Annotated in this window: 12 protein-coding genes and 1 pseudogene; 6 read left to right on the top strand and 7 right to left on the bottom strand. The window is 64.1% G+C overall.

Annotation, left to right across the window (positions count from 1 at the left end):
- The first annotated feature begins 2 nt into the window (after positions 1–2).
- Complete coding sequence (cobF, locus tag ACVIGB_RS48275; protein ID WP_456723957.1) at positions 3–752, top strand: precorrin-6A synthase (deacetylating); 750 nt, start codon at positions 3–5, stop codon at positions 750–752.
- Positions 753–789: 37 nt separating this feature from the next.
- Here the strand turns inward: cobF and ACVIGB_RS48280 are convergent, their stop codons facing one another.
- The 3 genes from ACVIGB_RS48280 to ACVIGB_RS48290 all read right to left on the bottom strand — a co-directional run bounded on the left by ACVIGB_RS48280 (position 790) and on the right by ACVIGB_RS48290 (position 2,416).
- Positions 790–984: a hypothetical protein gene (locus ACVIGB_RS48280; RefSeq protein ID WP_456723956.1), complete on the bottom strand. Its 195-nt coding sequence runs from the start codon at positions 982–984 to the stop codon at positions 790–792.
- 352 nt (positions 985–1,336) lie between these two features.
- On the bottom strand, positions 1,337–1,843 hold the full coding sequence (locus ACVIGB_RS48285) for a YkgB family protein (protein ID WP_420970571.1): 507 nt from the start codon (positions 1,841–1,843) through the stop codon (positions 1,337–1,339).
- Between the two features lie 36 nt (positions 1,844–1,879).
- Positions 1,880–2,416, bottom strand: a complete 537-nt coding sequence (locus ACVIGB_RS48290) for a carboxymuconolactone decarboxylase family protein (RefSeq protein ID WP_456723955.1) — start codon at positions 2,414–2,416, stop codon at positions 1,880–1,882.
- 131 nt (positions 2,417–2,547) lie between these two features.
- On the opposite strand from ACVIGB_RS48290, the gene ACVIGB_RS48295 reads away from it, so the two are divergent.
- Positions 2,548–3,534 (top strand): AraC family transcriptional regulator, encoded by a 987-nt coding sequence (locus tag ACVIGB_RS48295; RefSeq protein ID WP_456723954.1) that lies wholly within the window; start codon positions 2,548–2,550, stop codon positions 3,532–3,534.
- Positions 3,535–3,588: 54 nt separating this feature from the next.
- On the opposite strand, the gene ACVIGB_RS48300 is transcribed toward ACVIGB_RS48295, so the two are convergent.
- From ACVIGB_RS48300 to ACVIGB_RS48315, 4 genes are all read right to left on the bottom strand, one after another.
- A complete protein-coding gene (locus ACVIGB_RS48300) occupies positions 3,589–4,263 on the bottom strand; it encodes a peroxiredoxin-like family protein (protein ID WP_092127088.1) in 675 nt (224 codons plus the stop codon).
- Positions 4,264–4,427: 164 nt separating this feature from the next.
- Positions 4,428–5,306 carry a LysR family transcriptional regulator gene (locus tag ACVIGB_RS48305; RefSeq protein WP_456723953.1) on the bottom strand — a complete coding sequence of 293 codons (879 nt, stop codon included), beginning with the start codon at positions 5,304–5,306 and terminating at the stop codon, positions 4,428–4,430.
- A gap of 96 nt (positions 5,307–5,402) precedes the next feature.
- Positions 5,403–6,329, bottom strand: a complete 927-nt coding sequence (locus ACVIGB_RS48310; protein ID WP_456723952.1) for a response regulator — start codon at positions 6,327–6,329, stop codon at positions 5,403–5,405.
- Positions 6,319–9,687, bottom strand: a complete 3,369-nt coding sequence (locus ACVIGB_RS48315) for a hybrid sensor histidine kinase/response regulator (protein ID WP_092125362.1) — start codon at positions 9,685–9,687, stop codon at positions 6,319–6,321. The genes ACVIGB_RS48310 and ACVIGB_RS48315 overlap by 11 nt, the downstream gene beginning before the upstream one ends.
- 167 nt (positions 9,688–9,854) lie before the next feature.
- Here ACVIGB_RS48315 and urtA point away from each other — a divergent pair.
- From urtA to urtD, 4 genes and pseudogenes are all read left to right on the top strand, one after another.
- Positions 9,855–11,118: pseudogene (gene urtA / locus ACVIGB_RS48320) on the top strand (urea ABC transporter substrate-binding protein).
- A 171-nt stretch (positions 11,119–11,289) separates the two neighbouring features.
- Entirely contained in the window at positions 11,290–12,216 is a 927-nt protein-coding gene (gene urtB, locus ACVIGB_RS48325; RefSeq protein WP_092125363.1) for an urea ABC transporter permease subunit UrtB, read from the top strand.
- A gap of 17 nt (positions 12,217–12,233) precedes the next feature.
- Positions 12,234–13,367, top strand: a complete 1,134-nt coding sequence (gene urtC, locus ACVIGB_RS48330) for an urea ABC transporter permease subunit UrtC (RefSeq protein ID WP_456723950.1) — start codon at positions 12,234–12,236, stop codon at positions 13,365–13,367.
- A 12-nt stretch (positions 13,368–13,379) separates the two neighbouring features.
- Entirely contained in the window at positions 13,380–14,135 is a 756-nt protein-coding gene (urtD, locus tag ACVIGB_RS48335; RefSeq protein ID WP_063695194.1) for an urea ABC transporter ATP-binding protein UrtD, read from the top strand.
- Positions 14,136–14,176 lie beyond the last annotated feature (41 nt).

The following is a 14,176-nucleotide window of genomic DNA, read 5'->3' on the forward strand; positions in this document are numbered from 1 at the left end:
CCATGTTGACGCTTTCCCTGATCGGTATCGGATGTGGCGATCCGCAGCAGCTCACGCTTGCTGCGATCGCCGCGATCAATGCCGCCGACCTGGTCCTGATCCCACGCAAGGGGGCCGCGAAGTCGGACCTCGCCGACTTGCGCCGAACGATCTGTGCGGAGGCGTTGAACAACGACCGCACGCGCATTGCCGAGTTCGACCTGCCGGTGCGTGACGCCGGCGAGGAGGACTATCGCAAGGGCGTCGACGATTGGCACGATGCGGTGGCCGCAACCTGGTCACAGGAAATCGCGCGCCATCTCGGCGGCGAGGGGCGCGTCGCCCTGCTGATCTGGGGCGATCCCTCGCTCTACGATTCGAGCCTGCGGATCGCGCAACGGCTCGATCCGTTGCCGTCGATCGAGGTGATCCCGGGCATCACGTCGATCCAGGCGCTGTGCGCGGCGCATGCGCTGCCGCTCAACGAGATCGGCGAGCCGTTCCTGGTCACGACCGGTAGGCGGCTCCGCGAGGCCGGTTGGCCGCCCGGCGTCGACACCATCGTCGTGATGCTCGACGGCGGCGCCGCCTTCCAGACGCTGGATCCGGAGGGCTTGAAGATCTGGTGGGGCGCCTATCTCGGTATGCCCGATCAGATCCTCATCGCGGGGGAGTTGGCCGAGGTCGGCCCTCGCATCGTCGCCGCGCGCCGGGATGCGCGTGAGCGGCATGGCTGGATCATGGACAGCTACGTCCTCAAGCGGCGATCGTGATCGAGGGATTGCGTCGGCATTCCATGCAGCAGGGCGGCTATCCGGTCTTCAGCCCGCGAATTGAGGGTTGGATCGTCAGGCGGTAGGCCACGAGCTTGTCACCATCGAACTGCTCGAGGGTTGTGTCGCAGACGGGGCAGCGATACTCGCCCTTGCTTCCCGATCCGGATGCCAGCTCAAGGCGCCGGAATCCAGCCCCGCAGCGCGGACACGTGACGTCGTCCTTCTTCATCAACTCACCCCAGAACAACACCGGCGGTATTTTGTAACCTAGACCACACGGCAGAACTATGGTCATGGCCGGGAGAGCGACCGATCATTCCTGCATGGCAACGTCGATGCGATCGAGATCGAACATCCGGACCGCCAGTCCGATCCCGCACAGGAACGGACCGGCAACCGCAACGCATTCCGCAAACTCGGCAACAGCTTATGGCGTGACGTCGAAGCAGGATCCGACTTCGCCCGCACCGCAACAATGGCTGCGATGTCGCGACGCCCGCGGTCCCCCGACCCCCGATCAACGCGCGATCGCCGGCGAACGCGAGGTTCGCCGGCGATCCATCGCCATCAGCGGACGCCACCTATTGCCGCGTCAGGCGAACCACGTCCTGCCTCAGCAGGTAGAGCGACACGGCGAGCAGAACGACGTCCTTCATCAGGAAGGGCACGTTGCCGGTCATTGCAGGGAAGCCTCCTGCGGCAACGTCCCAACCATCAGGCATGAACGGGATGATGGTGACGGTCGCGATAAAGGTGCCGGTCGAGCCGAGGGCGCCGAGCACGCCGAGGCGCTTGTCCCAGAAGCCCGCCAGCAGCAGCGAGCCGAACGTCCACTCCGAGGCGCCGAGGAAGTAGCTGGCGCCGGCATGGCCGAAGGCTGGATAGAGCCACCAGATCAGCGGCCCGTTGCTGATGAACGGGACCAGCCGTTCGAATTCGTACGGAAACCACTTCTGGTAACCGAAGAACAGGAACATGATAACCATCGCGGCGCGGACGACGTGGTAGTCGAGATCATCCGCGAGCAGGCCGGACCTGTAGAGTGCGCGGACAAGCGGATTCTGTGTGGTGTTGGTAAGCGTGGTCATGGTCGTGATCCCTTCGTGTGATATCGCGCGGTCGCTCTAGGCGACCGCGGGGAAGTCGATGTCGGTGTCGTTGATGCGGTTGAAGACGTTGGTGAAGACGATGGTCGCGAACGCCAGGCTGATCTCGACCAGCTGCGCGTCGCTGTAGCCGGCGGCCTTGATCGCGGCGAAATCCGCGTCGCTGACGGTGCCGCTCGACTGCGCGAGCTTGCGGATGAAATGCACCAGCGCATCGCGCTTGGCGTCACCGGTCGGCGCGCCGTCGCGGATCTGCTTGAGGACGTCCGCGTTCACGCCGGCCAGCCTGGCGAGATGGGAATGCGCGGCGACACAATAGTCGCAGCCGCCGGCGGCGCTGATGACGAGCTTGATGATCTCCCGATCGCGCTTGGAAAGGCTTCCGCTGGCGAGCACCGCATCGGCGGCGAGCATCGACTTGAGCGCGGCCGGGCCGTGGGCGGCGATCGCCGCGTAGGCGTTCGGGACGCTGCCGGCCGCCTTCTTGATCTGGGCGTAGATCTGGCCGGACGGGCCGCTATCGGTTTCGAGATTGGGGACTGAGAGACGGGACATGGTGGCACTCCTTGTTGGGGTTGGTGAACGATTGCGGAGTGACAATAGGATCGAGATGTGAGACAATGAATGTCGATTTAGCTCATATATATGCTCAATCGTCTCAATTCGGTCGCTTGGGGGGGACTGCCATGGATTGGCTCAGCCGGCTGTTCGCGATGATGCCGGTGCGCGGGCGGCTCGACCTGCGTTGCAGCTACAGCGTGCCCTGGCGCATCGACCAGGGGCCGGGCGCGACAAACGAGATCCCCTATCATGCGGTGCTTGCCGGCTCGGCGATCCTCGACGATCCCGCAGGCGGTCGGCCGTTGCTGCTGAAGACCGGCGACATTCTCCTGCTGCCCGGCAACCCGCGACACGTGATGCATGACGGCAGCGGGGCGACACCGCTGCCGGCGCGCAACCGGGCGGCACAGAATTTCACGATCAGCGAAAACCTGGGTTCGGACGAACGGCTTGATTTGCTGTGCGGACACTTCGCGATTGCACCTCCGCACGACCGTCTGTTGCGCACCTATCTTCCGCCGCGTCTTGTCGTGCATGCCGGCCCGCGGACGGGAAAGGGAACGGCCGCGCAGCTCGCCGGACTCGTGTCCCTGATGCGCAGCGAAACGGCCGACGATCATCTGGGCGGCCGCGCCATGCTGGACGCGCTGTCCACGGCGATGTTTGCGCTTGTGCTGCGGCTTGCGAGCGAGACCGATGACAGGTCACACGGTCTGCTTGCACTGGTCGGCGATCCCCGTCTTGCGCCGGCGGTGGCGGCCATGTTCAACCAGCCTGCGCGCGCATGGTCGCTGCCGGAGCTGGCGCGTCTCTGCGCCATGTCGCGCGCCACGCTTGCACGGCAGTTCCAGGAGAAGCTTGGGCGATCGGCCAGCGATCTGCTTACCGATATCAGGATGACGCTTGCGGCGAACGAGTTGAGGAGATCATCGCTTTCGACCGGCGCCGTTGCGGAGATGGTCGGCTACCAATCCGAGGCCGCATTTCAGCGCGCCTTCAAGAGCCATATGGACGTGACGCCGGCGCAGTGGCGAAAGGCGCAATCGTCCGAACCGGATGCCGTGATGGGTGTCGCCGCGCCGGGTGATCCGCCAGGCGCAGTACAAGTTTGACCCACGACAGGCAAGCGGCCGATCGGCGATCGCCATCGGCCGCACTGCGCGCTGTCATGCCTTCACGGCGGCCGCCTGCTGGAGAACTGCGATCATGTCCTCGGGCTCCGGGCGGCGGGTATAGTCGGGGTTCACCTCCGAGTAGAGGATCACGCCGTCCTGTCCGATGACGTAGCGGGCCGGCATCGGCAGCGTCCAGCTCGGATCGTCGTTGAAGGTCGGTAGATCGTTCTTCAGCTGCTTGTAGAGCTCGACCAGATAGTCGGGCAGATGGAAGCGCAGTCCGAAGGCGTCGCCGATCTGGCCCTTCACGTCGGACAGGATCGGGAACGAGAGCTTGTTCTGGCGCACCGACTTCCGGCTGTTCGGCGCGGTCTGCGGCGAGATCGCGACCAGCGAAGCGCCGTATCTGTCGAATTCCGGCTTGGCGGCTTCGAGCGCCTGCAGCTCCATGTTGCAATACGGACACCAGACGCCGCGGTAGAAGCTGAGCACCAGCGGGCCGCGCTTCAACAGGTCGGCCGAGTTGACGATATTGCCGTCGGGATCCCGGAGCGAGAAGGCAGGGGCGACATCGCCCGCCTTCTTGGCGCGCTGCGCCGCACCGGATGCGACAAGCTCGGCCGTGGCGCGGTGCATCGTCTCGATGAAGGCGCGTGGAACGCTGTAGGGCGGCTTTCCGGCTTCGAAGTCGGCTTTGAAAGCGTCGAGCTTGGCTTGCAGCGACATGGCGGTTCTCCTTGGCTTCTGCGTGGTGGACGGCAGCGCCGTCCGTTTGTTGAAATCACACGCAGGAAGCTAAAGGAGATGGCCGCACAGGGTAGCGCTGCCGCTGGACTAGCGCTTATTCCTGGCCGGAATAGGCGCGAACCGCTTCAACCGGCGGATGACGCTCAAGCATTGAAGCTGCGCTCGAAGAAGTTCACGAATGCGCGGGCCTTGGCAGTCGCGGCGCGCCCGGTCGGAAGCACGGCCCAGAGATCGAGCGCGGGCAGGCTCCAGTCCGGCAGGACCGCACGCACCGTGCCCGCTTTCAGTTCCGGACTGAACATCCATTCCGAGGCGATCGCGAGCCCGGCATTGGCGAGCACCGCAGCCCGGACGCCTTCGGCCGCGGTGACCCGCAACCGGCTCCGCACCGTGACGGCAAGTTCAGTACTCTCGCGTTGAAAGGACCACACGCTGCCCTCGCGCAGATAGACGACGGCCTGGTGCCGGCTCAATTCGCTCGGCGTGGCCGGCGTGCCGGCGCTGTCGAAATAGGCCGGCGTGCCCAGCACGAGGCGCTTGCATCTCGCGACACGGCGTACGGTCAGCGTCGAATCCGTCATCTTGCCCATCCGCAGGGCGACGTCGATGCCTTCCTGCACGAGATCGATCTGGCGGTCGTCGAGCACGACTTCGAGCTCCAGCTCAGGGTGCTGCGCGAGAAATTTCGGCAGCATCGGAATGAGATGGATCCGGGCGAAGGTGACGGCGGCGCAGACCCGCAATCGTCCCTTGAGGCCGGCACCGGCGCCGCGCGCCGCGATCTCGGCCTCGGCCGCCTCTTCAAGCGCGCGCCTGGCGCGCTCGAGATAGCCGAGCCCTGCTTCAGTCGGGGTGAGGCCATGGGTCGAGCGCGTGAGCAGCTTGACCGCGAGAAATTCCTCGAGCTGCGCGACTGATTTCGAGACCGCCGGCTGACCGACCCGGAGCTGTCGCGCCGCTCCGGAGAACGAGCCGGTCTCGACCACCCGCACGAATGTCTCCATCGCCGCCAGACGATCCATGGCTATTCTCCACAGGAATGAGCGATCATGCCCATCCTGTCACGGTCCGAGGCGATTGGCCATTTCCGAACACGTTTCGGCAGCGGAGCGGGCAGGCTACGACTTACGGTGCCTGGCGTTAACAGCGATCGCGGCGGCGGCGGTGCGGTTCTCGACGCCGAGTTTGGCGTAGATCTGCTCGAGATGCTTGTCGACGGTGCGCGGGCTCAAGCCCAGGATCTGCGCGATGTCGCGGTTGGTCTTACCCTTGGAGAGCCAGGACAGCACCTCGCCCTCGCGGGTGGTCAGGCCGAGCTCGCTGGAGAACTCGGCCGGCATGTCGCCACTGGTGTCCTTGGCCAGCCGCAGCAGGAATTCGTTGGGCCCGAGCTTGCCCATGAATTGCAGGCGAAGCTGCTCGCTGCCGGGGAATGACGCCACGGTTGCGGTCTTCGCTCCGGCTTTGCCCTTCTGCGCCTGTTCAAGCCATTGCGGCATCGGCTCCGGCAGCGCGAAATTGTCGGCGGCATCGGCGAGCGTATCCGACAGCAGTCTTTGTGCCTGCGGCGTCGCCCATAGCAGCGCGCCTGAGCTGTTGACCGCGAGCAGATAGCGGCCGGAGACGTCCAGCGCGGCGCGGGCGCTCTGCGTCATCCGTGCATTGGCGAGATGCACCCGGATGCGCGCCAGCATTTCCTCGACCACGATCGGCTTGGTGACATAGTCGACACCGCCGGCCTCCAGCCCACGCACGATGTGCTCGGTTTCGGCCAGCCCCGTCATGAAAATGATCGGCACGCCGTCGAGCCCGGCGTCGCGCTTCAGCCGCCGGCACGTCTCGAAGCCGTCCATGCCGGGCATCACGGCATCGAGCAGCACGATATCGGGGGTGATCTGGTCGACGATGCGCATCGCGGAGGCGCCGTCGAGTGCGACCATCACGGTCATGCCGGCGCCGTCGAGCGCGTCGGTGAGCAGGCGCAACGTCTCGGGCGAGTCGTCGACGACGAGGGCAACGTCGCGCTTTCGCTGTTCAATGGTCATAGCTGTGCAATGTTTTCAACGTCGCCATATATTGATCAAGATCGAACCGGTCGATCAGCGTGCGCATCTGGCCGACGAAATCGGCATGTTCGGGACATTCGTTGCCGATCTCGTCGAGCTTGAGCTGGATCGCCCTGATATAGCCGAGCTGGCCGAGGCTGATCAGCTCTTCGACATACTTCACCGGCGGGCGCGAACCAGTGTCGGGCTTCCATTGCGGGGGCGGAATCTGCTCGGCCTCATACTGCCACTCGATCTTGAGCAGCTGGCGGATGCTCTCGAGCAGCCGCGGGATGTCGATCGGCTTCATGAGGTAACCGTCGTGGAACGGTTGCGCCAGCGGCGCGCCATGGGCTTCCAATGCGCTCGCGGATATCATCAGGATGCGTGCCTGGTGATGGCCTTCGGAGCGCAAGGTTTCAGCGACTGTCCAGCCGTCCATGCCCGCCATCGAGATATCGAGCAGGAACATGTCCGGCCGGCAATGCTGCGCGAGGGCAAGGCAGCCCGGCCCGTCCGGTGCACTGAGCAGGATGAAGCCGAGCGGCGCCAGGATCTCGCGCAGGAGGTCGCGGTGGGTCGGGTCATCGTCGGTGATCAGGATCGTCTTGCGCGGGCCGTGATAGCCGTACACGGGAGCGTCGACCGGCGCATCGCGGCGTGGATTGGTGACCTCGGAGAGCAGCAGCTTGACGCGGAAGGTGCTGCCGGTGCCGACCGTGCTCAAGACCTTGATGTCGCCGCCCATCACACCCGCGAGCAGGCGGCTGATGGTGAGGCCAAGCCCGGTGCCGGTCTGCGGCTGGGTGACGCCGAGCGCGCCGCGCTCGAACGGCGCGAAGATCCGTTCGAGATCGTCGGGCTGGATGCCCGGCCCGGTATCGATCACCTCGAACTCGGCGACCGGGCTGCGATAATGCACCACGAATTGCACTTTGCCGGTCTGCGTGAACTTGATCGCATTCGAGAGCAGGTTGATCAGGATTTGCCGCAGCCGCTTCTCGTCGGCATAGACCACGACGGGCAGCACGGCCGGCCGCCTGAACACGAAGTCGATGCCCTTGGCCGCAGCCTGCAGGCGGAACATGCCGACCAGCTGCTCGAGGAAATCGTTCAGCCGCACCTCGTCGCGCGACAGATAGAGGCGGCCGGCCTCGATCTTGGAGATATCAAGAATGCCGTCGATCAGTCCCGACAGATGATCGGCGCTGCGGCGGACCACGCGCACTTGCCCGCGTGGCCGCACCGGGAGGCTGTCGTCCTGCTCCAGCAGCTGCGCATAGCCGGAGATCGCATTCAGCGGCGAGCGAAGTTCGTGACTGAGACCCACGACGTATCGGCTCTTCGCGAGATTGGCGGCCTCGGCGACTTCCTTGGCGCGCTGCAGCTCGGCGTCGGTGCGCTTGTGGGCGTCGATCTCCTGGATCAGCAGCGTGGTCTGCCGGCGCGTTTCGTCTTCCGCGGCACGCCGGCTCTGTTGCGCCAGCACGAACAGCCAGGCGACGACGCCGATGATCAGGGTCAGTGCAAAGAACACCTTCCACAGCACGTCGGCCAATAGCTCGTTGGCATGTACGGCTGCGGTGGTCTGCAGGTAGATCAGGCCGAGCACCAGCGCCACCAGGCCGGCCGAGACCGCGAACACGCCGAGGTAATGGCCGAGCTGCGAGTTGATGCGGGCGTAGATCGGCTGCGGCATCACCTTGCCCAGGGCGTCCGAGACCTGTGCGCCGATCCGCCCATGCGGCTTGCAGAGGTCGTGGCAGCGGGCGTCGAGCGAGCAGCACAATGAGCAGATCGGGCCGGCATAGGCCGGGCAGGCGGCCATGTCCTCGGGCTCGAACGCATGCTCGCAGATACAGCACTGGATCGATTCAATGTTCTGCCAGCTCCGCTTCGGCTTGCGGGCGATGTAGTACTTGCCGCCGGTCGCCCAGGCGATCAACGGCGCCGCGATGAACGCGACGGCAAGCGCGACGAAGGCCGACAGCGCTTTCGCGGTCGGGCCGAACAGGCCGTAGAACGCGCTGATCGAGACCACGGTCGCGATCGTCATGGCGCCGACACCGACCGGATTAATGTCGCAGAGATGGGCGCGCTTGAACTCGATGTGCTGCGGCCGCAAGCCGAGCGGCTTGTTGATGACGAGATCGGCCACCAGCGCGCCGACCCAGGCGATCGCGACGTTGGAGTAGAGCGCCAGCGTCTGCTCCAGCGCCTTGTAAACGCCGATTTCCATCAACAGCAGCGCGACCACGACGTTGAACACCAGCCACACCACGCGGCCGGGGTGCGAATGGGTGAGGCGGGAGAAGAAGTTCGACCAGGCGATCGAGCCGGCGTAGGCATTGGTGACGTTGATCTTGACCTGCGACAGGATCACGAAGGTCCCGGTCAGCGCCATCGCGAGATCCGGCTGCGACAGCACGTAACGGAAGGCTTCAAGGTACATGTTCGCGGGCTCGGCCGCGTGCTCGGCCGACACGCCGTGGCTGAGCGCGAAGAAGGCGAGGAACGAGCCGGCGAGCAGCTTGAGCGCGCCGAGCACGATCCAGCCTGGACCGGCGCTGAGCAATGCGATCCACCAGGCCTTTCGCGAGGTGCGGCGGTCGCGCGGCAGGAAGCGCAGGAAGTCGACCTGCTCGCCGATCTGGGCCACCAGCGCAAACACGACGGAGGCTGCCGTGCCGAACAGCAGGAGATCGAGGTTGCCCGCGGGATCGCCGTGCTCGCCGGCGAACTTGCGCCACTCGGTGAACGAATGCGGATTGGCCCAGGCGATCGCCGCGAACGGCATGATGTGGAGGATCACCCACAGCGGCTGGGTCCAGAGCTGAAAGCGGCTGATCAGCGTGATGCCGTAGACGACGAGCGGAATGATCACGACGGCGCTGATCAGGTAGCCGATCGGCCGCGGGATGCCGAAACACATGTCCAGCGCGCTGGCCAGGATCACGGCCTCGATCGCGAAGAAGATGAAGGTGAAGGAGGCGTAGATCAGCGAGGTGATGGTCGAGCCGATATAGCCGAAGCCGGCGCCGCGGGTCAGCAGGTCGATATCGATGCCGCTTTTCGCGGCATGGTAGGCGATCGGCAGCCCGCAGAGGAAGATGATGACGCTGACGACCAGGATCGCGGCGGAGGCGTTCATCGCGCCGTAATTCAGTGTGATGGTGCCGCCGATCGCCTCCAGCGCGAGGAAGGAGATCGCGCCGAGCGCGGTGTTGGCGACGCGGGCGGCGGACCAGCGCCGCGCGCTCTTGGCGGTGAAGCGCAGCGCGTAGTCTTCCAGCGTCTGGTTGGCGACCCATTGATTATATTGGCGCCTGACGCGGTCAATCCGCTGCCGCCCTGCCACTCGCTCTACTCCTGGTCCACGATGCTCTGATCGCGGGCAAATCCCGTACCAAAAACCTACGTCGCTATTTTGCGGTGCAGTATACGCGATCTCACGTATCAGTGCGCTGCACAAAAGTGAGCAATCCTCGCCTGATCAATAAGCGTTCTCGAACCAATGGGGTGCTCATGTCAGACGAAACCAAACCAGGCCTGAAGTCTCCGCTCCGCCGCAAGCTCTTGATGGGAATGGCGGCTTTGCCGGCTGTTTCGATGCTGGGCCGTCCCGCCTTTGCCGACGTTCCTGCAACCTCCGCGGTCAACACCACGGGTCTTGCAGTCACCGATAGCGAAGTCACGGTCGGCATCCTGCATTCGGTGACCGGCACCATGGCGATCTCCGAGACCGGATCGGTCGAGGCCGAGAAGCTGGCGATCGAGCAGATCAACGCCGCCGGCGGCGTGCTCGGCCGCAAGATCAAGTTCATCCAGGAAGACGGTGCGAGCGACTGGCCGACGTTCGCGGAAAAGGCCAAGAAGCTCCTGGTCAACGACAAATGCGCGGCCGTGATGGGCTGCTGGACCTCGGCCTCGCGCAAGGCGGTGCTGCCGGTGTTCGAGCAGTACAACGGCATGCTGTACTACCCGACCTTCTATGAAGGCCTCGAGCAGTCCAAGAACGTGATCTACACCGGCCAGGAGGCGACGCAGCAGATCATCGCCGGCCTCGACTGGGTCAACAAGACCAAGGGCGCCAAGAGCTTCTATCTGCTCGGCTCGGACTACATCTGGCCGCGCACCTCGAACAAGATCGCGCGCAAGCACATCGAGAGCCATCTGCAGGGCTGCAAGGTGGTCGGCGAGGAATACTTCCCGCTCGGTTCGACCCAGTTCAATTCGGTCATCAACAAGATCAAGCTGACCAAGCCGGACGTGATCTACGCGATCATCGTCGGCGGCTCGAACGTCGCGTTCTACAAGCAGCTCAAGGCGGCCGGCATCGACCTGTCGAAGCAGACACTGCTGACGATCTCGGTCACCGAGGACGAGATCGACGGCATCGGCGGTGAGAATATCGCCGGCGCCTATGCCTGCATGAAGTACTTCCAGTCGCTCGACAATCCGAACAACAAGGCCTTCGTGCCCGCGTTCAAGAAGATGTGGGGCGAGAAGACCGTGATCGGCGACGTGACGCAGGCAGCCTATCTCGGCCCGTGGCTATGGAAGTTGACGGTGGAGAAGGCGCAGAGCTTCGACATCGACAAGATCGCGGCGGCTTCCCCCGCGCGTCGAGTTCAAGGGCGCGCCGGAAGGCTATGTCCGGATCCACGAGAACCATCATCTGTGGTCGAAGACCCGCGTCGGACGCGCCAAGGCCGATGGCCAGTATGAGCTGATCTACGAGACCGCCGATCTCGTCGAGCCGGATCCGTTCCCCAAGGGCTACCAGTGAGCCAGTGGCCCGCATGAGCGGGGCGATATGCGGGGCCGTCCCGGGTATCGCACCCGATCACCCGGGCTACGAAGCTCCACGATGCATCGCGGCGTGGACGTCATCGTCCACGCCACGGAACGAGCGTCGCTTGACCGGTGGCGCGTGCCCCTTGGAATGACGGAGGACCAGATGTTCGGCGACTATTCGATCAGTGATCTCGGCGCCATCCTTGCAATGCAGGGATTTGCCGGGCTCATCCTGTTCTCCGTCTATGTGCTGATGGCGCTGGGGCTTGCCATCATCTTCGGCCAGATGGGCGTCATCAACATGGCCCATGGCGAGTTCATGATCCTCGGCGCCTACGTCACCTGGATGACGTCGAACGCCGTGCAGCACGTCGCGCCCTGGCTATTCCCCGGCTACTTCTTCATTGCGATGATCCTGGCGTTTATCGCATCCGGTGCGCTCGGCATGCTGGTCGAATGGGCGTTGATCCGCCATCTCTACAAGCGTCCGCTCGACACGCTGCTGGCGACCTGGGGGCTCAGCCTGATCCTGCAGCAGGCCTATCGCTCGATCTTCGGCGCACGCGAGGTCGGCGTCGAATTGCCTGAATGGATGATGGGCTCCTGGCAGGCGACCGACTCGATCCAGATTCCGATCAACGGCATGTTCGTGATGGCGCTGACCATGCTGATCACGATCGCGGTCGCCTATGTGCTGTTCTGGTCGAGCTGGGGCAAGCAGGTGCGTGCCGTGGTGCAGAACCGCGTGATGGCAGGCGCCGTCGGCATCAATACCGAGAAGGTCGATCGCTACACCTTTGGCCTCGGTTGCGGCATCGCCGGGATTGCAGGCTCGGCCTTCACCATGATCGGCTCGACCGGGCCGACCGCCGGCCAGCTCTACATCGTCGACACCTTTCTGGTCGTCGTGTTCGGCGGCGCGGCCTCGCTGTTCGGCACCATCGCTTCCGCCTTCTCGATCTCGCAGACCCAGTCGACGCTGGAATTCTTCCTGTCGGGATCGATGGCCAAGGTGATCACGCTCTTGACCATCGTCGCGATCCTGATGGTGCGTCCGCAGGGGCTCTTCGCGCTCAAGGTCCGCAAATAAGAACAAGCAGGCAGGTCATGGTCATCAACTCGCGCTTTTTCAATCGCTCCGAACTGCTCGGCTTCCTTGCGCTCGCGGTGCTGTTGCTTCTCATCCTGCCGCTGTCGCTGGATATCTTCCGCCTCAACCTGGTCGCCAAATACCTGACCTACGCTTTCGTCGGCATCGGCCTCGTGCTGTGCTGGGGCTATGGCGGCATCCTGAGCCTCGGGCAGGGCGTGTTCTTCGGCCTCGGCGGCTACTGCATGGCGATGTACCTCAAGCTCGAGGCGTCGAGTGTCGCGAACACCAAGATCCAGTCGACGCCCGGTATTCCCGACTTCATGGACTGGAACCAGATCACGCAGCTTCCGCTGTTCTGGAAGCCGTTCCACAGCTTCCCGGTCACGCTGCTGGCGATCTTGCTGGTTCCTGCCTTCTTCGCGCTGATCATCGGCGCCGCGATGTTCAAGCGCCGGGTCGGCGGCGTGTACTTTGCGATCATCACGCAAGCGATCGCCGCGATCCTCACCATTCTGATCGTGGGGCAGCAGGGCTACACTGGCGGCATCAACGGCATCACCGATCTGCGCACGCTGCACGGCTGGGACATCCGCACCGATCACGCCAAGTTCATTCTGTATTTCGTCGAGGTTGTGCTGCTGTTCGGATGCATCGTTGCCGCGCAATTCATCCGGCTGACAAAACTCGGGCGCATCCTGGTGGCGATGAGGGAGCAGGAGGATCGCGTGCGCTTCTCCGGGTACAGCGTCGCCAATTTCAAGATCTTCGCGTTCTGTGCCGCGGCGGTGTTCGCTGCGATCGGCGGCGCCATGTTCACGCTCGAGGTCGGCTTCATGTCGCCGTCCTTCGTCGGCATCGTGCCGTCGATCGAGATGGTGATCTACACGGCGGTCGGCGGCCGGATGTCGATTTTCGGCGCAGTCTGGGGCGCGCTGCTGGTCAATTTCGCCAAGACCAGCCTCTCGGAATCCTTCCCGCAGCTCTGGCTGTTCGGCCTCGGCGCGCTGTTCATCGCGGTGGTGCTGGCCTTCCCGAACGGGCTCGCCGGTGTCTGGGCGGACCATATCCAGCCGCACATCGATCGCCTGCTGGCATCGCGAAGATCTAAATCGGCGGGCCTTGTCGCCGACGGCGCACCGGCCGAGTGAGGAGGGACCATCATGCTCGTCGGCCATCAGCCCAAGGACTTCCTGCTCGCGGTCTCCGGACTCACCGTGTCCTTTGACGGCTTCAAGGCGGTGAATGATCTCTCCTTCTATGTCGAGGAGAACGAGATCCGCGTCATCATCGGCCCGAACGGCGCCGGCAAGACCACCGTGCTCGACCTGATCTGCGGCAAGACCCGGGCCACGTCAGGCTCGATCCAGTTCCGCGGCCAGGAGCTGACCCGGCTGCGCGAGAACGAGATCGTGCAGGCCGGTGTCGGCCGCAAGTTCCAGACGCCGTCGGTGTTCGAGGACCTCACCGTGTTCGAGAACCTTGAAATCTCCTACCCGCGCGGCCGCACCGTGTTCGGCTCACTGACTTTCCAGCGTGATGACGCGGTCAAGCAACGGGTCGAGGAAGTCGCGGAGATGATCTTCCTCAAGGACCGGCTCAACACCTATGCCGATCAGCTCAGCCATGGCCAGAAGCAGTGGCTCGAGATCGGCATGCTGCTGATCCAGGACCCGGACCTCTTGATGCTCGACGAGCCGGTGGCCGGCATGAGCGTCTCCGAGCGCGCCAAGACCGCCGAGCTGCTCAACCGCATCATCAAGGATCGCTCGGTGCTGGTGATCGAGCACGACATGAAGTTCGTCGAGGACATCGCGCACAAGGTCACGGTGCTGCATCAGGGCCAGATCCTGTCCGAGGGGACAATGGAGCACGTCAAGAACGATCCGAAAGTGATCGAAGTTTACCTGGGCCACTAGCCCATGACCCCGGAAAGTGGCGTCCGGTTTCCGGACAAGAT

The sequence above is a fragment of the Bradyrhizobium sp. USDA 4341 genome, assembly GCF_054063755.1.

What these genes read in the sequence shown, in the direction of transcription:
- ACVIGB_RS48290 (WP_456723955.1), bottom strand. Translation starts at nt 2,416, where the DNA reads ATGTCCCGTCTCTCAGTCCCCAATCTCGAAACCGATAGCGGCCCGTCC.
- urtB (WP_092125363.1), top strand. Translation starts at nt 11,290, where the DNA reads ATGTTCGGCGACTATTCGATCAGTGATCTCGGCGCCATCCTTGCAATG.
- cobF (WP_456723957.1), top strand. Translation starts at nt 3, where the DNA reads ATGTTGACGCTTTCCCTGATCGGTATCGGATGTGGCGATCCGCAGCAG.
- ACVIGB_RS48310 (WP_456723952.1), bottom strand. Translation starts at nt 6,329, where the DNA reads ATGACCATTGAACAGCGAAAGCGCGACGTTGCCCTCGTCGTCGACGAC.
- ACVIGB_RS48285 (WP_420970571.1), bottom strand. Translation starts at nt 1,843, where the DNA reads ATGACCACGCTTACCAACACCACACAGAATCCGCTTGTCCGCGCACTC.
- ACVIGB_RS48280 (WP_456723956.1), bottom strand. Translation starts at nt 984, where the DNA reads ATGAAGAAGGACGACGTCACGTGTCCGCGCTGCGGGGCTGGATTCCGG.
- urtC (WP_456723950.1), top strand. Translation starts at nt 12,234, where the DNA reads ATGGTCATCAACTCGCGCTTTTTCAATCGCTCCGAACTGCTCGGCTTC.
- ACVIGB_RS48305 (WP_456723953.1), bottom strand. Translation starts at nt 5,306, where the DNA reads ATGGATCGTCTGGCGGCGATGGAGACATTCGTGCGGGTGGTCGAGACC.
- ACVIGB_RS48295 (WP_456723954.1), top strand. Translation starts at nt 2,548, where the DNA reads ATGGATTGGCTCAGCCGGCTGTTCGCGATGATGCCGGTGCGCGGGCGG.
- urtD (WP_063695194.1), top strand. Translation starts at nt 13,380, where the DNA reads ATGCTCGTCGGCCATCAGCCCAAGGACTTCCTGCTCGCGGTCTCCGGA.
- ACVIGB_RS48300 (WP_092127088.1), bottom strand. Translation starts at nt 4,263, where the DNA reads ATGTCGCTGCAAGCCAAGCTCGACGCTTTCAAAGCCGACTTCGAAGCC.